15 protein-coding genes are annotated in these 18,693 nt (G+C 40.2%); 10 read left to right on the plus strand and 5 right to left on the minus strand.

All coding sequences use genetic code 11. The features are described 5' to 3' along the window. Window positions 1-388 precede the first annotated feature (388 nt). Window positions 389-940 (plus strand): outer membrane beta-barrel protein, encoded by a 552-nt coding sequence (locus PAND9192_RS02175; RefSeq protein ID WP_060996549.1) that lies wholly within the window; start codon window positions 389-391, stop codon window positions 938-940. Window positions 941-1,032: 92 nt separating this feature from the next. Here PAND9192_RS02175 and PAND9192_RS02180 read toward each other — a convergent pair whose 3' ends face one another. From PAND9192_RS02180 to PAND9192_RS02190, 3 genes are all read right to left on the minus strand, one after another. Continuing rightward, window positions 1,033-1,698 (minus strand): DedA family protein, encoded by a 666-nt coding sequence (locus PAND9192_RS02180; protein WP_065166211.1) that lies wholly within the window; start codon window positions 1,696-1,698, stop codon window positions 1,033-1,035. Window positions 1,699-2,298: 600 nt separating this feature from the next. Further along, the gene (locus PAND9192_RS02185) at window positions 2,299-2,856 is read right to left on the minus strand and encodes an HdeD family acid-resistance protein (RefSeq protein ID WP_087852352.1); all 558 of its coding nucleotides are present in this window, start codon (window positions 2,854-2,856) and stop codon (window positions 2,299-2,301) included. A gap of 307 nt (window positions 2,857-3,163) precedes the next feature. Further along, window positions 3,164-3,688 (minus strand): DUF2062 domain-containing protein, encoded by a 525-nt coding sequence (locus tag PAND9192_RS02190; protein WP_087819979.1) that lies wholly within the window; start codon window positions 3,686-3,688, stop codon window positions 3,164-3,166. A 30-nt stretch (window positions 3,689-3,718) separates the two neighbouring features. Between PAND9192_RS02190 and PAND9192_RS02195 the strand changes: the two genes are divergently transcribed. The 5 genes from PAND9192_RS02195 to kdsB all read left to right on the plus strand — a co-directional run bounded on the left by PAND9192_RS02195 (window position 3,719) and on the right by kdsB (window position 9,854). Next, window positions 3,719-6,010: a DNA internalization-related competence protein ComEC/Rec2 gene (locus PAND9192_RS02195; RefSeq protein ID WP_087852353.1), complete on the plus strand. Its 2,292-nt coding sequence runs from the start codon at window positions 3,719-3,721 to the stop codon at window positions 6,008-6,010. A gap of 143 nt (window positions 6,011-6,153) precedes the next feature. Further along, window positions 6,154-7,911: a lipid A ABC transporter ATP-binding protein/permease MsbA gene (gene msbA / locus PAND9192_RS02200; RefSeq protein ID WP_087852354.1), complete on the plus strand. Its 1,758-nt coding sequence runs from the start codon at window positions 6,154-6,156 to the stop codon at window positions 7,909-7,911. Between the two features lie 2 nt (window positions 7,912-7,913). Further along, on the plus strand, window positions 7,914-8,948 hold the full coding sequence (gene lpxK / locus PAND9192_RS02205) for a tetraacyldisaccharide 4'-kinase (RefSeq protein ID WP_087852355.1): 1,035 nt from the start codon (window positions 7,914-7,916) through the stop codon (window positions 8,946-8,948). Then, window positions 8,929-9,108, plus strand: coding sequence for a Trm112 family protein (locus PAND9192_RS02210; RefSeq protein ID WP_065166205.1), 180 nt, complete (start codon window positions 8,929-8,931; stop codon window positions 9,106-9,108). The genes lpxK and PAND9192_RS02210 overlap by 20 nt, the downstream gene beginning before the upstream one ends. Continuing rightward, window positions 9,108-9,854: a 3-deoxy-manno-octulosonate cytidylyltransferase gene (gene kdsB / locus PAND9192_RS02215; protein WP_036795219.1), complete on the plus strand. Its 747-nt coding sequence runs from the start codon at window positions 9,108-9,110 to the stop codon at window positions 9,852-9,854. Before PAND9192_RS02210 ends, kdsB begins: the two co-directional genes overlap by 1 nt. An 86-nt stretch (window positions 9,855-9,940) precedes the next feature. On the opposite strand, the gene PAND9192_RS02220 is transcribed toward kdsB, so the two are convergent. Both PAND9192_RS02220 and elyC read right to left on the minus strand, forming a co-directional pair. Next, window positions 9,941-10,177 carry an RNA recognition motif domain-containing protein gene (locus PAND9192_RS02220; RefSeq protein WP_087852356.1) on the minus strand — a complete coding sequence of 79 codons (237 nt, stop codon included), beginning with the start codon at window positions 10,175-10,177 and terminating at the stop codon, window positions 9,941-9,943. A 213-nt stretch (window positions 10,178-10,390) separates the two neighbouring features. After that, complete coding sequence (gene elyC, locus PAND9192_RS02225; RefSeq protein ID WP_087852357.1) at window positions 10,391-11,197, minus strand: envelope biogenesis factor ElyC; 807 nt, start codon at window positions 11,195-11,197, stop codon at window positions 10,391-10,393. A 119-nt stretch (window positions 11,198-11,316) separates the two neighbouring features. Here elyC and cmoM point away from each other — a divergent pair, with 119 nt between their 5' ends. Genes cmoM through mukB form a run of 4 tightly spaced genes read left to right on the plus strand, consistent with a single transcriptional unit; the run spans window position 11,317 to window position 18,656 of the window. After that, a complete protein-coding gene (gene cmoM / locus PAND9192_RS02230; RefSeq protein ID WP_087852358.1) occupies window positions 11,317-12,150 on the plus strand; it encodes a tRNA uridine 5-oxyacetic acid(34) methyltransferase CmoM in 834 nt (277 codons plus the stop codon). Next, window positions 12,147-13,469, plus strand: coding sequence for a chromosome partition protein MukF (mukF, locus tag PAND9192_RS02235; protein ID WP_087852359.1), 1,323 nt, complete (start codon window positions 12,147-12,149; stop codon window positions 13,467-13,469). The genes cmoM and mukF overlap by 4 nt, the downstream gene beginning before the upstream one ends. Continuing rightward, entirely contained in the window at window positions 13,450-14,196 is a 747-nt protein-coding gene (gene mukE / locus PAND9192_RS02240; protein WP_087852360.1) for a chromosome partition protein MukE, read from the plus strand. The genes mukF and mukE overlap by 20 nt, the downstream gene beginning before the upstream one ends. After that, window positions 14,196-18,656, plus strand: coding sequence for a chromosome partition protein MukB (gene mukB / locus PAND9192_RS02245; protein WP_087852361.1), 4,461 nt, complete (start codon window positions 14,196-14,198; stop codon window positions 18,654-18,656). The genes mukE and mukB overlap by 1 nt, the downstream gene beginning before the upstream one ends. The last annotated feature ends 37 nt before the right edge of the window (window positions 18,657-18,693 follow it).

Here is an 18,693-nt window from a genome sequence, read left to right on the forward strand (position 1 = left end):
TTTGATATTTATGGTTATTTTTTAATCAAAAAAGTGATTATTATGACAGTAATAAAAGATGTTTTTTTTATTTTATGGCGTGTTATTTTCAATTTTTCCTCAGGCGGGGGCTTTAAAGGTAACTAACAGCCAGCACTGATGCTGGCTGAGGTTTGACTGCAAACACTGATCAGGAGCTTTGTAAGATATAAATTACGAACACTGTTCTTTTTTTTGTGAATTTATATTGTTTAATTTAACAGTGTCATTTTTACGTGATAATTTGTCGTTACTTAAATACAAGTATGCTGTTGTCGTTATTGGAAAGGGATTCATCCTGCATCGATATGACTATTAATTATAATGGACAGCTATTTTGTTAATAAAAAAACACAATTTAGGAATTAACATGAAAAAGAATGCACTTGGTTTATTAGTAGCTTTTGCTGTAATGGCTCCTGTTGCAGCACAAGCAGCTGTTCAACTTCCTGCTGGCACACAAGAGATTGGTGTTCAAGGTAATGCTAAGCTTGGTAGCGGTTGGGATCTAAACTTAAACGGTTCTTACGGTACTTTCGTAAAAGATAACTGGGAAGTTGGTGGTACAGCAACTGTTGCAGCAAAAGATGAAAACGATGCAATTAGCGGTAAGCTAGGTGTATTCACTGAGTACAACTTTGTTAACTCTACTAACTGGGTTCCTTACGTTGGTGCAGCAACTGAGCTTGCAGCTTTAAGTTACAACGAAAAGACTGGTACTGATAGCAATGTTGGTAAAGATGGCGACTCTTGGGCGCTAAATATTAAACTAGCTGCTGGTGTTAAGTACTTCATCAACCCTAACGTTGCTCTAAGCGCAGAAGTTAACTACAACATCGCAACTGACGATATTGAGTTCTCTGGCAACAAAGCTAAAGATAGCCTAACTAACGTTGTATTCGGTACTCGCTTCTACTTCTAAGTTTAAGCCCGTATACAGATGATAAAAAACCCGCTAACTGTTAGCGGGTTTTTTTATGACTATTGATTAGTATATTGTTACTGTAACAGAGATTAAGCGATGTTATTTTTTTTAAAACGCTTCAGCAGCCAGCTACTTAACAAACTAATGATTGCGATACCTAAAGTAACAAAAGGCGCAACCATCAATACCATTGTGGTAACACGCGCAACGTTTTCTGGTAATAGCGTTAATAAGTAGCCAAGTCCAGTTAGCAGTAATACCCATGCCGTTGCACTTAGCCACGCAAAGCGGAAAAAGTGAGCTTGATTCTTAACCCTAAATCCCATCATTAATGGCAATAGTGGTCGTACAACAGGAATAAATCGTGCGGTAAACAAGGCTACGATACCATGACGAATAAGCAGCTTATCAACAGTCTGCATTCGATGAGGCGGCACCATATCTACCCAACGTTTTACTTTTGGCAAATGATCAAGCCAGCGACCTTGTAAATATGCCAACCAGCTACCAACTGCAGCAGCAACAATCAATAAAAATACAATCAGTTTAAAATCGATGATTCCCATAGCCCCTAATGTGCCAGCTAAAATAACAATACTGTCGCAAGGTAGCGGTGCTGCTGGTAAAAATGCGCTTTCTAGCCAAATAACAAAGGTGACACAAAAATAGATCATTACAATACTTTCTGGGTTTTGTAATGCTGCAAAATCTTGTTGCCATAGCGCTGAAAAAATAGATACAAATGAATCAAGCATCTATGTAGTCCTTGTAGTCAGAGTCATAATTAAAGTAAATGTCGCGGTAATTGAGTAACCTTAACTGCCTACGACTATGGGTAAAACGGTATTGAAAATTAGCAAGCTCAAGAAGTGGATACCGTTGATGCTTAGAACAATGACTTATTATTGGGTGTAATCGCTGAATGGCATTGTTGTCATAATTTAGAGCTGGAACAAAACTATTTTTCTCGATTTTTGATAGCTGTCGTGTTTTATGATTATTATTCGATAAAATAAGGACATTATCGTTCCCGTTTTCTTTATTACTGGTAAAGTTAAATGCTGATGTTGAATGTAAAGCATACGAGGGGGATGTTGTTAGCGTAGTTATACTCGTAGCGTTTATTAGTAAAACGCTTAGCAGTAAGCTAAATAGAGTAAGATAACCCATCAACAGTATCACCTAAGTATAAAAAAAACACTTTTACTTAAATTTTTAACTAAAGGCAATGTTTTTATAATAAATTGTGATGAAAATGATTTGTTGGTTATGTTTTTAGTAAGTTATTATTTGAATTATAAAGAAAAAGCTTCAGTAGAGTACTGAAGCTTTAATAGTCGTTTTAATGTTAGTCTTTACTTATGAAGTGCTTTTTTCATTTGTGAACCAATGAAAATAAAGCTAATTCCTTCAAATATTAATGAAACTCCAACAAAAATTCCTAATAGCGACATTGAAAACTCTGGATTGTGCATTAAATTAAAGAAATACACCCCAATTGCGGTAGACAATAAGCCACTGAATACAATCCAGCGCCAGCCTGCAAGATGCTCTCTGCTACTAAAGCCAAATATCATTCGTGTAATACCGTTAAAGACCATAGTTGCAATCATTAGTACAGTAATAGTGACTAAACCAATAAATGGTTGCCCTAAAATAAATAAGCCACCAATGAGGTAGAATAGAGCACTAATGACATACCATAATTTGGTTTTCCATTGTGGAATACTAAAGGTGTGATAAACCTGTACTAATCCAATCACTAAAAAGATCACACCAATAATTGTGGTGATTGTCATGCCTGCTGCAACGGGTAAGCTAATGGCAAAAATACCTGCAAGTGCCACTATTACGCCAACGATGACAAACCATTTCCAACCTTTTGTCAGTAAATTCTTCACTGGGTTTTCCATCTTATTTCCCTTTAATTAAATTATTAATGTTTATTTAGCTGCTAGTAAGTGACTGCTATTTAACAATGTATTTTATTTTTCAATAGTAGACGGAACAATAATAATTGCTAGGTATAAAATGCAACTAATTAGCAATATAAGTTTTTAGTGAAGTGCTTGAAGGGCGAATAGCGATAAGAGTGTGCGGTAGATCAGCTAATGGTGAAAGGACGAGTAAGAGCTTCTATAGCAGTGGGGGCTATTTCTCAAAAAAAATGATTAACAATAAAACTCCACCGTAGTGGAGTTTTATTGTGATAAAAAGTCGTTAGCGCACTTTAGGGGTACGGAATTTACGGCGATTCCAGCTACGTACAACCGAGTAGCGCCATAGCCAGCGAATACCGAAATATCCGATTAATGCACTTAAAACGCTACAGATAAAGCAGCCTAGTAAGAATGGAGGGCCGATTTGGCTCATTTGATTTAACAAAAAATCCCAGGTTAATTCAAAATGAAATCCAACATCTGGGCTATGCAATACCCATGCACCTAGCTTATAAGCACCATAAAATAGTACCGGCATAGTAACAGGATTACTGACCCATACTAGCGCAACTGAAAGCGGTAAATTGACACCAAACATAATAGCTAAACCTGCGGCCATTAACATTTGACTAGGAAGTGGAACAAAGGCCATAAACAGACCAACAGCAAATGCACCAGACGCTGAACGACGGTTTAAACACCATAGATTAGGGTTATAAAGTAGATTTCCAAATATTTTCAACGCTTTTTGGCGTTTAATTACTTCATGGCTAGGCAGAAATTTTTTAATGAAATGTCTTGGCATAATGATTTTTTTTAAACTGGCTAAGGCCATATGGTTCAAATATTTATAGCGAGTATCAGCGGTTTTCTATCGTTACATTTTTTTAATATATTGCCACCATATTGGTATTTACTATTACTAATAGCTATTGGCATCATTATATTTATAGTATATCGAAATGTTATCGTTATTTGCTTTTCACTGGCTATATTATGGGTTGTTTTTGATGCTAATCAATATATTAACGATATAGATAGCATTCCAAAAAACAGAACTAATATTACCATAGATGTTAGCGTTAGTACGCTTTTTAATGAAAATATACCCGTTGAGAATTTTGAGGTAAATGTGCTCAACCTGCATTCCGCTAAGGTTGATTTTGTTTTTCCAGTGCGGTTAATGGTGATGTGGAAAGATCCGCCACAGTTGAAACAAGGACAAGTATGGCGATTACCGGTAAGGTTAAGTCGTATTATTGGTCGAGTTAATCAAGCTGGTTTTGATGGTGAACAATATGCTTTAAGTCGCGGTATTCATGGCAGTGCCGTGGTGAATAGCGGCGATACAATACCAATACGTCTATCCTCATCAACTTCATTGAGACAGCAATGGTTAGATCAAATTACGCCATTACTTAAAAACAGAGATAATCAAAGCTATTTAACCGCATTAACCTTTGGGCTGAGAGATGGACTTAAAGCTCAAGATTGGCTTTATCTACGGGATAGTGGTTTAGCACATTTATTAGCAATCTCAGGGCTTCATATCGGACTTGCGATGTTAATGGGGTGGTGGTTAGGCTACGTATTACGGTTATGTCTTCCGCAAACACATTATTGGTTATGGCTACCGTTATTGAGTGGATTGGCTTTTGCATTAGGTTATGCATGGTTAGCTGGCTTTAGTTTACCCACTTTGCGTGCATTATTAATGTGTTTAATCGTTGGCATTTTAAGAGTAACCGCAATCTATTGGCTGCCATGGCAAGTGGTATTAGTGACTATCGGCTTCTGCTTGTTGTGGGAACCTTTTGTGAGTTACAGCGCAGGGTTTTGGTTGTCTTTTGGTGCGGTTATTATTTTTTTAGCCCTGATGATGACAGATGATTCACCGAATTTGGCGGCGTTACCTTGGTATAAACGCGGGTATCAAAAGATAAAGTACCTCTGTAAGTTACAAGGCTATTTATTACTATTAATGTTGCCGATGCAATGGTGGTGGTTTGGTGGTGTATCTCTCGTAGCGCCATTAACCAATTTAGTTGCCGTGCCTTGGGTCAGTATTATTACTGTTCCTTTAGTGCTAATTGGTGTCATAACATCATGGTGGCCTTGGTTATCGTCATGGTGTTGGCTACTGGCTGATTTATCATTGAGTCCTATTTTAAATATTGCAGCATGGAGTCATGGTGCATGGATGATGCTACCTGCCTCTGTAACACCATTACTGGTAATTGGCGCAATAACTATCGTTGTATGGCCATTATTACCTATATGGTTTTTTCGATGGCTTTATTGCGGTGTTATTTATATTGTAGTGAGTTGGCGCTGGGAAAGTAATTATCATCAACAACCGCAATGGACACTCAGTGTCTTAGATGTGGGCCACGGTTTAGCCATTTTAATTGAAAAACAACAGCAAGTGTTTATTTATGATACGGGGAATTCGTGGCATGAAAACAGTATTGCAAAATCCGTTATTACTCCAATATTGGCCTATAAAGGAATAACCGCTATTGATGGGCTAATTTTGAGCCATGCTGATAGTGATCATGCAGGTGGTAGTGAGTATCTTATTCAACGTTATCAGCCTATAGCGAAATACAGTAGTGATCAACGAGCAGAATTTTCTGAGTGTGTTATAGGACAAATGTGGCAGTGGCAAGGTCTTGATTTTGTAGTTAAGTGGCCACCTAAAGTAATCGGTCGAGCAACTAATTCAGATTCTTGCGTTATTCGAATTCAAGCGATAGATGGTCAGGGACCAAGTATTTTATTAACTGGCGATATCGACGCTAAATCTGAATTAGTGATGTTAATGCAAAATCAAGCTTGGCAAGCCGATATAATAATCGTGCCGCATCATGGCAGTAACACTTCTTCAACCCAAACCTTACTCAATGCTATTCAGCCATCGTTAGCCGTCGCTTCTATTGGTCACTTTAATCCATGGGGGCTACCGTCTCAAACGGTTAAAAAGCGTTATCAAGATACCCATATTGATTGGCTCAGCACTCAAGATAGTGGTCAAATTACAATTACAATAACAGCAGATGATTACAGTCTAAAAAGACAACGTAATTATTCTCAGCAATGGTATCGGCCTAAATGGTTGGCTAAATAATAAAACAATAACCGTAACAGGGTATTAGTGGTGGTTTTATGAGCAGAAAAAACCCTTTAATAAAAAATGGGTATGGACAAATTTGGTTGATAGCAATGTTAAGGGTAGAATAGAAGTATTGTATTTCATCCAAATTGGCATTCATGACGCAATTAACAGAAAAATCAACCAAAGATACTTATAAAAGATTGTGGCCTTATATCAAAGTTTATAAAGCCGGTATTATTGTAGCTGTCATTGCACTGATTATAAATGCAGCGGGTGACACACTAATGCTTTCGATGATCAAACCGTTACTTGATAAAAGTTTCGGTGGCTTTGATAGTATGGATTCAGGTTTCCTTGCCATGATGCCGATCTATCTTGTTGGCTTAATGATCATGCGTGGTGCCAGTGGTTTTGTTTCAACATACTGTTTGTCATGGGTTTCTGGCAACGTTGTAATGAATCTTCGTCGTCAATTATTCCAGCATTTTATGAAAATGCCAGTAGCATTCTTTGATAAAGAAGCATCAGGTGCGTTGTTATCACGTATCACTTATGACTCTGAGCAAGTTGCTTCAGCTACCAGTAGTGCATTAGTGAGTATTGTTCGTGAAGGTGCATCTATTATTGGCTTGATGGTGCTGATGTTTTGGAATAGCTGGCAGTTATCAGCGATTTTAATCGTCATCGCGCCAGTGGTTGCGATTAGTATTAGCATTGTTTCTAAACGTTTTCGTAAAATCTCACGCAGTATGCAAGATGCAATGGGATCGGTGACATCTTCAGCAGAGCAAATGCTAAAAGGTCATAAAGTAGTATTAAGCTATGGTGGTCAACAAGTTGAGAAAGAGCGTTTTGATTACGTAAGTAACTCAATGCGTCGTCAAAGCATGAAACTTGTCTCTGCACAAGCGATAGCGAACCCAATTATTCAAATTATTGCTTCACTTGCATTGGTGGTAGTACTGATCCTAGCCAACACGCCATCATTACGAGAAACATTAACACCGGGTACATTTGCGGTTGTGTTTGGTGCGATGTTTGGTTTGATGCGCCCTTTAAAATCATTAACGAATGTTACTTCTCAGTTTCAACGTGGTATGGCTGCATGTCATACGTTGTTTGAGTTAATGGATTTAGAGACTGAAAAAGATAACGGCAAACATGAAGTTGGGCGTGTTAAAGGTGATGTGTCTGTTAAAGATATTACGTTTACTTACCCAACTAAAGACACACCAGCATTACGTAATGTTAGTTTTGAACTTCCCGCAGGTAAAACTGTGGCGCTTGTAGGCCGATCTGGCTCAGGTAAAAGTACCATTGCTAACTTATTGACCCGTTTTTATGATATTGACTCTGGCGAGTTGCATTTAGATGGTGTTGAGCTAAAAGATTACACCTTATCTAACTTACGCTCTCAGGTTGCGGTAGTATCGCAAAACGTGCATTTATTTAATGACACTATTGCTAATAATATCGCTTATGCCAGCGGTGATACCTATACTCGCGCTGATATTGAACGAGTAGCAGAACTTGCTTATGCAATGGACTTTATTAAAGACATGGAGCATGGGCTTGATACGGTTATTGGTGAAAATGGTGTGAGCCTGTCGGGTGGACAACGTCAACGTCTTGCTATTGCTCGTGCATTGTTACGTAATGCGCCAGTACTCGTACTTGATGAAGCAACATCTGCACTGGATACTGAATCAGAACGTGCGATTCAACGCGCATTAGATGAGTTGCAAAAAGACCGTACGGTATTAGTGATCGCTCACCGTTTATCAACGATTGAAAATGCTGATCAAATTCTAGTGGTTGATGATGGTGAAATTATTGAACGTGGCACACATGGTGAATTAATTAGCCATAATGGTGCTTATGCGCAACTTCATCGTATCCAATTTGGTGATTAATAGTGGCCTCATTGATTGAAGCTATCTGGTATCAACCCGTGCTGAGTGGAAAAGTACGGGTTGTTTATTTGCTGCTATGGCCATTACTGTGGCCGCTTAGTGTGCTATTTGGTGTAGTAAGCCGCCGTAAACGACAGCAATATGCCAAGGGTAAAAAAACAGCCTATCGAGCACCGGTGCCAGTTGTTATTGTCGGTAATATTACCGCCGGTGGTAATGGTAAAACGCCCGTCGTGGTATGGCTAGTTGAACAACTATTAGCACAAGGATTAAAACCTGGCGTAGTATCGCGTGGTTATGGGGGGAAAGCGCCGTATTATCCTTATTTTGTTGAGAGTGATACTAGTACCGATATTGCAGGTGATGAGCCCGTATTAATTCGTCGCCGCACTGGTGTACCTGTTGCAGTCGCCCCTGTTCGTAGTGAAGCCGTAAAACTACTCTTGAAACATGATGTTGATGTCATTATTACTGATGATGGACTACAACATTATGCTCTTGCACGTGATATTGAGTTGGTTATCATTGACGGTCAACGTCGATTTGGTAATCAACACTTATTGCCCCTAGGCCCACTGCGTGAATCATGCCAGCGATTAGCTGAGGTTGATTTTCTTATCTGCAATGGCGGTCAAGCGCACACTAACGAAGCTACAATGCACTTAGCACCGTCAGAATTAATTAATATTAAGACCGGTGCTCGTTGTGCTGTTGCATCATTAACCGCTGTTGTAGCGATGGCAGGAATTGGCCACCCTCCACGATTTTTTACAACATTAAATACGCTAGGTGTAAAGCCCATTGTTTGTCAGCCTTTTGCTGATCATCAACCTTTTACACATCAGGTGTTGTTAGATTTAGCCCAACAAGGGCAACATTTAGTGATGACTGAAAAAGATGCGGTAAAATGTTACCCATTTGCTGAGGATAATTGGTGGTATCTGCCTGTTGACGCAGTTATTTCCGAGCCACAAGCATCAGCTATTATTAAACGGATTATAGAGGTTAAGGAAAAGTATGGATCACCGTCTGCTTGAAATCGTTGCTTGCCCTGTATGTAAAGGCAAATTAAATTTCGATAAAGAAAATAATGAATTAGTGTGTAAATTTGATCGTCTTGCTTATCCAATTGATGATGGTATTCCAGTTTTACTTGAATCAGAAGCACGTACATTAAGTTCTGACGAGGTTAAATAATGGCATTTACCGTTATTATTCCAGCACGCTACCAATCAACCCGTTTACCCGGTAAGCCGTTAGCCGATATTGCTGGTAAACCTATGGTGCAATGGGTGTATGAACAGGCATGTAAATCTGGTGCTGATCAAGTGATAGTCGCAACAGATGATCAGCGTATTGTCGATGTGGTACAAGGTTTTGGTGGAGAAGTGTGCTTAACGCGTGCCGATCATCAATCAGGTACTGAACGTTTAGCTGAAGTTGTAGCGAAATATCAACTTGCTGATGATCATATTGTGGTGAATGTGCAAGGCGACGAGCCATTGATTCCTGATACGATTATTCGTCAAGTAGCTGACAATATTGCTCACTTTAATGCACCAATGGCAACATTAGCGGTAGAGATTGATCATCATGATGAAATCTTTAACCCTAATGCAGTTAAAGTTGTAACTGATAAAGACGGTTATGCGCTGTATTTTAGTCGTGCAGCTATTCCTTGGGATCGTGATAATTTTGCTCAGCAACCACGCATTGTTCATCATAATTTACTGCGTCATATTGGGATTTATGCTTACCGTGCAGGGTTTATTAATACCTACATTAATTGGCAGCCAAGCCCACTTGAGCACATTGAATCTTTAGAACAGCTTCGTGTGTTGTGGTATGGCGAGAAAATTCATGTTGATGTAGCAATAGATGCACCACCGGCAGGGGTTGATACACCTGAAGATCTAGAAAAGGTGCGTCAGTTGGTTGGCTAATTAGCGTACATGCTAACACCATATAATAAAAAACCGAGTAGAATTTACTCGGTTTTTTTGTCTTCAAATTACGCTATAAACGGTGATTATTCAGCGATTTTTACGCGGATACGGCTTTTATCAACCATCATTTCATGAAGTGCTTTCATTGCGCGAGTTGCTTGCTCATCATCAGCCATTTCAACAAATGCAAACCCTTTTGATTTACCTGTTGTTTGGTCTAATACAAGGTTACACGCACTAACCTTGCCAAACTCTTCAAACATTTTATGAATTTGGATTTCAGTTGTACTGCGAGAAAGATTACGGATTAAAAGTTTCATGAATTAAATTCTTTATTAAGTAATAAACGATTTATTTTACCATGAAATACAGAAAAGGATGCTGAGATTGGAATGAAATAATCAGATTAACATTATTGTGAACGGTATAATTTTAATAGTTATGCAAAAAGGAATCGTTTTAAAAAAAGCCAGTGACTGTTTCGTACAGCCGCCGGCTTTATATTAATTAACCAAAAGATGACATTGAAAAACCTATAATGTCTCAGGTTTTACTTTTTCTGCCTGTAAATGTTCAGTTTTTGGGTTTAAAAGCTTGCTTGTAATACGCTGCCATAATTGGCCTAAACGTTCATGTTCAACAATTTCCATTTGCGTTAAATAGGTTGAATCAGGCACGTAACTGCGCATTTGATTACTGGCTCTAAAGTTGGTTGGTGCAACAATTGGTTGCAATCCAGCTTGGTGGAAATAATAGAGCGCACGTGACATTTGACTGGCTGAAGTTACTAAAATCATATTTTTATTTTTAACGACATCAGCAGCTTGGAAAGCTTCTTCTTTAGTATCTTTAGTCGATTCAAATAATAAAATATCACGCTTATCAACACCTAATGCCACAGCCAGATGAGCCATTAATCGAGCATGGCTGATACCATGAGAAGCAATACCACCGTAACCTGATAAAATCAGCTTAGCACCAGGGTACATACGGAAAATTCGAATACCTTCGACAAGGCGCGTGATCGCGGTTGGCGATAATTCTGAAGTAATAGGGAAAGTTTTATCAATGACTTGACCACTGCCTAATACCATTACGTAGCTAATAGGTTTGGTGGTGCTCACAAAGGCTGGATTCTCTTGTTCCAGCGGGCGTAATAGCGCAGTGGTTAATGGTTGGAAAGAACATAAAAAGATGCCTATTAGAGATACACTAACCAAAATCGAGGCTAATTTCTTTTGGCGTGTAAACCACAGTACACATAGACCGATAACACCCACTAATAATAGAAACGGCAGTGGCATCAACAGTGCAGAGATGATTTTTTTAAGTATAAACATAGTATGTCGTCCGAAATTTCAGCAGTTGAGCAATAAAACCGATCACAAGCCTTTATTCCTTTACCGCTTGTGAGAAAATAAGTCACATTCTAGAGTCGCTATCATAACGTAAATGAGCCATGAAAAAAGACCGAAATTTTGACGATTTGGCGAAAAAGTTCGCTGAAAATATTTATGGCACAGCGAAAGGCCAAATACGACAAACCGTTGTTTGGCAAGATATTGAATATATATTGAAACAATTGAATGCTGATGCATCGCTGCAAATTTTAGATGCTGGTGGTGGTATTGGACAGATCTCTCAAAAAATAGCAGCACTAGGACATCAAGTGACGTTATGTGATCTTTCTAGCGAAATGTTGACATTAGCGGCACAAGAAATTGCTAAAAACGGCTTAGTTGAGCAATATCGGTTAGTGCATTCACCAGTACAAGAAATTAATCAGCACATTGAGGCACCTGTTGATTTAATTCTTTTCCACGCCGTAATGGAATGGCTGGTTGATCCGATCGCAACATTGGCAGGTTTATTAAATAACGTAAAACCCGGTGGTGTTATTTCGGTCATGTTTTATAACTATAACGGGTTATTGTTTAAGAATTTGATTTGTGGAAATTTGACCCACATAGAACAGGGCATGCCACACCGTAAACGGTTTAAATTACAGCCTCAGCAAGGTATCAAACCCGATGAAGTATATCAGTGTCTAACAGAGGCTGGGTTTGACATAATGGGGAAAACCGGCGTACGCACATTCCATGACTACATGCAGCATGATCGAATGGGCGATTACACTTTTGAGCAAGTTCTTGATATGGAGCAAAAGCTTTGTCGTCAGGAACCGTTTTTGTCGTTAGGGCGTTATATTCACGTGTATGCGCGAAAGCCTATTACTGAAGTAATACCGCCATTAACGATAAATTTAAATGATAGTAATAAGGACAAGGGATGAGTGACGTTACCCAGACTGTTCCTGAGTTAGTAAATTGGGTCAAAAATAATGAGTTTGCCCTTAATTTACCAACTGAACGGCTGGCGTTCTTGTTAGCGATTGCGATATTAAGTGGCGATCGCTTTGATGAAGAGTTAGGGGAAGGTGAGTTGGTTGATGCATTTCGCATTGTGAGCGATATGTTCGGCCAAACCAAGGAAACCCTGGCTTTTCGAGCCAATAACGCCATAAATGAATTGGTAAGACAGCGGCTAATTTCACGCTTTACCAGTGAGGTGACTGACGGTGCTAGCATTTATCGATTAAGTCCGTTAGCGCTTGGTATTACTGATTATTACGTGCGACAACGTGAGTTTTCAACGCTAAAGCTATCTATTCAATTAGCAATGGTTGCGGATGAGATTAATAAAGCAGCAACAGCAGCGCAAGAAGGCGGCGATGAGAAACATTGGCGTAATAATGTGCATGCAGTCTTAAAATACTCAGTCGCTGAAATATTTGACCGCATTGATTTAAACCAGCGTGCAATGGATGAGCAGCAGCAACAAGTTAAGCTCGATATTGCTGAGTTATTAAATCAAGACTGGCAAGCTGCGATCAGTAGTTGTGAAGCATTACTTGATGAAACATCATCGACCTTGCGTGAATTGCAAGATACGTTGCAAGCGGCAGGTGACCAACTTCAAAGCCAGTTACTTGCGATTCAAGAAGCCACCCAAGGGCATGATGATCTCGACTTCGTTGATGGTATGGTTTATATCCTGCAAATGAAGCTAGATCGAATTATCAGTTGGGGTCAGCAAACTATCGATTTATGGATTGGCTATGATCGCCATGTACATAAATTTATTCGTACTGCGATTGATATGGATAAAAACCGCGCCTTTAGTCAACGGTTACGTCAATCGGTTACTGATTACTTTGATGCGCCTTGGTTACTGACATTTGCAGATGCTGAACGTTTACTTGATATGCGTGATGAAACGCTAACGTTACGCGATGATGAAGTTACAGGTATTGTCCCTGGCGAGATGGAATTTGAAGAGCTCGATTTGGTTAATGATCAACTGGCTGAAAAAGTCGGTTTGATGTTACAGGCTCATAAAGCGACCGGTGCACCGATTAATTTGAGTGCGCTACTTAAAGACTATTTGTCACAACATCCGTATGCACAACATTTTGATTTAGCACGGATTGTGATAGATCAGGCAGTAAGAATGGGGTATTCCGAAGCTGATTTCAATGCCATTCAGCCTGATTGGGAAGCAATTAACGAATACGGAGCTAAGGTACAAGCCCATGTCATTGACAAATATTGAAGAATTTATGCCGGAGAAGTTGGCTAAAGCGATAGCTAACCCACTTTTCCCAGCACTAGATAACGCCTTGCGTTCTGGTCGCCATGTTTCAAGTGAAGATTTAGATAACCACGCTTACTTAATTGAGTTTGAGAAAGAATTAGCGCTGTTTTATCGTCGTTACAATGCTGAATTAGTACGTGCACCTGAAGGCTTTTTATACTTACGTCCTCGTTCAACGTCACTGATTGGGCGTTCAGTATTGTCTGAAATTGACATGCTCGTTGGTAAGGTATTGTGTTTTCTTTACCTTAGCCCTGAGCGTTTAGCACATGAAGGTATCTTCACTAACCAAGAGCTATTTGACGAGCTATTAGTATTAGCTGATGAGCAAAAGCTTATGAAACTGGTTACTAACCGCGCTTCAGGTTCTGATCTTGATCGTGAAAAGTTGTTTGATAAAGTAAAAACCTCATTACGTCGTTTACGTCGCCTTGGAATGCTTATTCCAATTGGTGAGAATGGTAAATTCCGTATCAGTGAATCGGTATTCCGCTTTGGTGCTGATGTTCGTACTGGCGATGACGTGCGTGAAGCACAGTTACGATTGATTCGTGACGGTGAAGCCGTAGTGCATCAGCAACCGTCAAGTCAATCAAGTTTGCTTGATGACGTTGACACTAACAATCAAGAAGAGCTTGAAATGCAACAAGATGTAGAGCAAGCGGTACAGGAGAGTAGTATTTAATGGAACGCGGCAAGTATCAATCGCTCACCATGGTTAACTGGAACGGCTTTTTTGCACGTACCTTTGATATTGATAACCTGGTGACAACGCTTTCAGGCGGTAACGGTGCGGGTAAATCTACCACAATGGCAGCGTTTATCACGACACTGATCCCAGACCAAAGTTTACTTCACTTCCGTAACACCACCGAAGCGGGTAGCTCAAATGCATCACGCGATAAAGGCCTACATGGTAAATTAAAACCAGGCGCCTGTTACGCTGCACTTGACGTGGTTAACTCAAAGCAACAACGTATTGTTTTTGCAGTTAAATTACAGCAAGTTGCCGGCCGTGATAAGAAGGTAGATATTAAGCCATTTTTGATTCAAGGCTTACCATCACATATCAAGCCCGCTGAAATCTTAGTTGAAACGATTTCAGACAATCAAGCGCGTGTACGTCAGCTTAATGATGTTAAAGATCTTGTTAGCCAATACGAAGGGGTGCAGTTTAAAACATTTAACTCGGTAACAGATTACCACGTACAAATGTTTGAGATGGGTGTACTGCCAAAGAAATTACGTAATAGCCAAGATCGTTCAAAGTTCTATCGTTTAATTGAAGCCTCTTTATATGGTGGTATTTCAAGTGCGATCACCCGTTCATTACGTGATTATTTATTACCGCATAATTCAGGGGTAAAAAAAGCTTTCCAAGATATGGAAGCGGCATTGCGCGAAAACCGTATGACGTTGGAAGCGATTAAGTTAACCCAAAGTGATCGTGATTTATTTAAGCATTTAATCTCAGAAGCAACTAATTATGTAGCTGCCGATTATATGCGCCATGCTAACGAACGCCAGCAGAAGCTAGAGCAAACACTACGTTTACGTGGCGAGCTAATGGGTTCGCGTCAAACCTTGATTGATCAGCAATCATCGTTAAATAACATGAACGCGGAGTTAGCAGAATTAGCCGATCAAGAAAGTGCGCTTGAGCAAGATCATCAATCAGCATCTGATCACTTACAACTGGTGCAAGCTGCGGTCCGTCAAGCTGAGAAAATTGCACGTTATAAAGAAGATCTTGAAGAGCTGACAGAGCGTCTTGAAGAGCAAGTGATGGTGGTTGAAGAGGCTGCAGAACAACTTGCTATTGCTGAAGAACAATCACAGCTTACTGAAGAAGAAGTTGATAGCTTAAAAACTCAACTTGCGGATTATCAACAAGCACTTGATATGCAGCAAACTCGTGCGCTGCAATATCAACAAGCATTACAAGCATTAGAAAAGGCGCGCCAGTTATCAGGCGACTCACAAATGCTCGCTGATCAAGCACCGCCGTATTTATCGCAGCTTAAACAGCAGCAAGAGCAACAAACGACCGCGTTATTAGCATTAAAACACAAGCTTGATATGTCATCAGCTGCCGCGCAGCAGTTTGAAAAAGGCTTAGCGATTGTTACGACGATTGCCGGTGTTGTCGATCGTACCAATGCGAGCGATAAAGCACGTCAATTGATTGAACATGGCCGTCAATTACGATCAGTATCTGAACGTGGCGAACAGCTTAAAGCGCAATATCGCGATTTAGAGCGCAGTGTTCGTAGCCAACGTCAAGCGATTGAACTTGCCGATACTTACGCTAAAAAGTTTGCGACCACTATTGATGGTGAGTTGGCATTAGCCGAAGAGCAAGCTCGTCATGAGGCAACCTTAGAAAGCTTAGAGCAAGATCAAGCAAGCTTGGTTGAACAGCGCAACGATATGCGCCATAACGAGCAAGGTCTAGCGGTTCGTATTACGGCACTTGAAGCTTCAGCTCCGGCGTGGATTGCTGCGTCAGATGCATTAGAGACACTTTCTGATCAAGCCAATGTTGAGTTAACTAGCAGCCAAGCTGTTATGGATGCGATGCAAGCAACACTTGATAATGAACGTCAAGTGTCAGCTAAACGCGACCAGTTAGCGCAACAAAAGCAAACCTTAGAGCAAGACATTGAACGCTTAGCACAGCCAGGCGGTAGTGATGATTCAGGTTTACGTGCGCTAGCTGATACTCTTGGCGGAACCATGTTATCTGAAATTTATGATGACATTACCCTTGCTGATGCACCATATTTCAGTGCGATGTATGGCCCGTCGCGTCATGCAATTGTGGTTCCTGATTTAAGTGGCATCAAAGACAAGCTAATTGCTTTAGATGATTGCCCTGATGATTTGTATATCATTGAAGGCGATGCTGATTCATTTGATGACAGTGGTTTTGATGTTGATGAGCTTGAGAGTGCTGTTTGTGTTCATTTAAATGATCGCCAACTGCGTTACTCTCGCTTTCCAAAAGTACCATTATTTGGTCGTGCGGCGCGTGAGCAACAATTAGAGTTTTTACGTGATGAACGCGATCAAGTGGTTGAAGATCACGCTAAAGCAGCGTTTGATTCACAAAAGCTGCAGCGTTTATACCAAAGCTTTAATAGCTTTGTTGCCACCCATATGGCGATTGCGTTTAATGCTGATCCTGAAGTTGAACTGAAACAAGCGCGTGATCAACGTAATCAGATCATGCGTCAGTTAGCGGAATCACAAGCACAAGAGCAACAACAACGCGGTCAATTAGCAGCTGCGCGCGAAGGTTTAACCTTATTAGGTAAATTAAACCCTGTGGTGACCTTGCTTGAAGATGAAACGTTAACAGCACGTTTTGCTGAGGTTGAACAGCAATTGTCGCAAATGGACGAAGCGCGCAATTACCTTGATCGTTATGGTAAAGCATTAACTGAACTTGAAGGTTTAGTGTCAGCACTTGATGCTGATCCAGAGCAGTTTGATGCATTACAAGCTAATTACGAAGCAGCCGATCAAAAACTGCAACAACTTAAAACTCTGATTTTTGCGGTTGCAGATTTAGCCGAGCGTCGTCATCACTTTAGTTATGCCGATTCAGTCGAGCTATTAAATAAAAGTTCAGAACTTAATGAGCAGTTAAAACTAAAACTCGCGACAGCTGAGCAACAACGTAATAGTGCCCGTGCAAGTTTGAAGCAATCACGTGCACAAGCAAACCAATATAACCAGCTGATGGCATCACTGAAAAGTTCTCATCAAGCGAAAAATGAAACCGTACTTGAATTTGAACGTGAGCTACAAGAGCTAGGTGTTCGCGCTGATGTTGAAGCTGAAGAGCGGGCATTAGTTCGTCGTAATGAGCTCAATGAGCGTTTACATAGCTCTCGTAACCGTCGTAGTACCTTAGAAAAATCAACCACTTCTATTGAGCTTGAAATGAAAGGCTTGATGAAACGTTTACGCAAAGTAGGTAAAGATTACCAAGACTTCCGTAAGCTGGTTGTTAATGCTAAAGCGGGCTGGTGTGCTGTATTACGCCTTGCACGTGAAAGTGATGTTGAGCGTCGTTTGCACCGTCGTGAAATGGCCTATATGTCAGCTGATGAACTACGTTCATTATCAGATAAAGCTTTAGGTGCATTGCGTTTAGCAGTCGCTGATAACGAAAACTTACGCGACGCATTACGCGCGTCAGAAGATGTGGCTCGTCCTGAGCGTAAGGTATTATTTTATATTGCAGTGTATCAACATCTGCGTGAGCGTATTCGTCATGATATTATTCGTACCGATGATCCAGTTGAAGCCATTGAAGAAATGGAAGTTGAACTGGCACGTTTAACCGAAGAACTTACGGCACGTGAACAACGTTTAGCAATCAGTTCTGATTCGGTAGCGAATATTATTCGTAAGACGATTCAACGAGAACAAAACCGTATTCGAATGCTTAACCAAGGTTTGCAAAATATTGGTTTTGGACAAGTACGTGGTGTGCGTCTTAACGTTAAAGTACGTGATACTCACGAATCATTATTGCTTGGATTAATTGATCAAAAAGATCAGCATAATGACTTGTTTGGCAATAATCGTTTAACGTTCTCAGAAGCGATTGCGAAACTGTTCCAACGCTTAAATCCACATATTGATATGGGTCAGCGTTCACCACAAATTCTGGGTGAAGAGTTACTGGATTACCGTAACTACTTAGAGCTAAGTATTGAAGTTAACCGTGGTACCGATGGCTGGCTGCAAGCAGAGTCTGGTGCATTATCGACAGGTGAAGCAATTGGTACTGGTCAAGCAATCCTATTGATGGTTGTGCAAAGTTGGGAAGAAGAATCTCGCCGCTTACGTGGTAAAGATATTATTCCTTGTCGACTATTGTTCTTGGATGAAGCGGCACGACTTGATGGTAAATCAATCGCAACCTTGTTTGAGTTATGTGAACGCTTAGACATGCAGTTATTGATTGCAGCACCTGAGAATATCAGTCCAGAGAAGGGTACAACCTATAAACTGGTACGTAAGATTTTCAAAGATCGCGAACACGTACACGTGGTGGGTTTACGCGGTTTTGGCAATAAGCCGAAAGTAGAAATACCAGTACAAACTCAATTGGATATTGAGCCAGTATAAACAATATTTATATCAATAAACTCTATTGATTATGTGC

The organism is Photobacterium andalusiense (assembly GCF_900185625.1).
GTDB lineage: Bacteria > Pseudomonadota > Gammaproteobacteria > Enterobacterales > Vibrionaceae > Photobacterium > Photobacterium aquimaris.

Bases quoted from the DNA above. Each gene is read 5' to 3' on its own strand.
- PAND9192_RS02175 (WP_060996549.1), top strand. From the start codon at position 389: ATGAAAAAGAATGCACTTGGTTTATTAGTAGCTTTTGCTGTAATGGCT.
- PAND9192_RS02180 (WP_065166211.1), bottom strand. From the start codon at position 1,698: ATGCTTGATTCATTTGTATCTATTTTTTCAGCGCTATGGCAACAAGAT.
- PAND9192_RS02185 (WP_087852352.1), bottom strand. From the start codon at position 2,856: ATGGAAAACCCAGTGAAGAATTTACTGACAAAAGGTTGGAAATGGTTT.
- PAND9192_RS02190 (WP_087819979.1), bottom strand. From the start codon at position 3,688: ATGCCAAGACATTTCATTAAAAAATTTCTGCCTAGCCATGAAGTAATT.
- PAND9192_RS02195 (WP_087852353.1), top strand. From the start codon at position 3,719: ATGGTTCAAATATTTATAGCGAGTATCAGCGGTTTTCTATCGTTACAT.
- msbA (WP_087852354.1), top strand. From the start codon at position 6,154: ATGACGCAATTAACAGAAAAATCAACCAAAGATACTTATAAAAGATTG.
- PAND9192_RS02210 (WP_065166205.1), top strand. From the start codon at position 8,929: ATGGATCACCGTCTGCTTGAAATCGTTGCTTGCCCTGTATGTAAAGGC.
- kdsB (WP_036795219.1), top strand. From the start codon at position 9,108: ATGGCATTTACCGTTATTATTCCAGCACGCTACCAATCAACCCGTTTA.
- PAND9192_RS02220 (WP_087852356.1), bottom strand. From the start codon at position 10,177: ATGAAACTTTTAATCCGTAATCTTTCTCGCAGTACAACTGAAATCCAA.
- elyC (WP_087852357.1), bottom strand. From the start codon at position 11,197: ATGTTTATACTTAAAAAAATCATCTCTGCACTGTTGATGCCACTGCCG.
- cmoM (WP_087852358.1), top strand. From the start codon at position 11,317: ATGAAAAAAGACCGAAATTTTGACGATTTGGCGAAAAAGTTCGCTGAA.
- mukF (WP_087852359.1), top strand. From the start codon at position 12,147: ATGAGTGACGTTACCCAGACTGTTCCTGAGTTAGTAAATTGGGTCAAA.
- mukE (WP_087852360.1), top strand. From the start codon at position 13,450: ATGTCATTGACAAATATTGAAGAATTTATGCCGGAGAAGTTGGCTAAA.
- mukB (WP_087852361.1), top strand. From the start codon at position 14,196: ATGGAACGCGGCAAGTATCAATCGCTCACCATGGTTAACTGGAACGGC.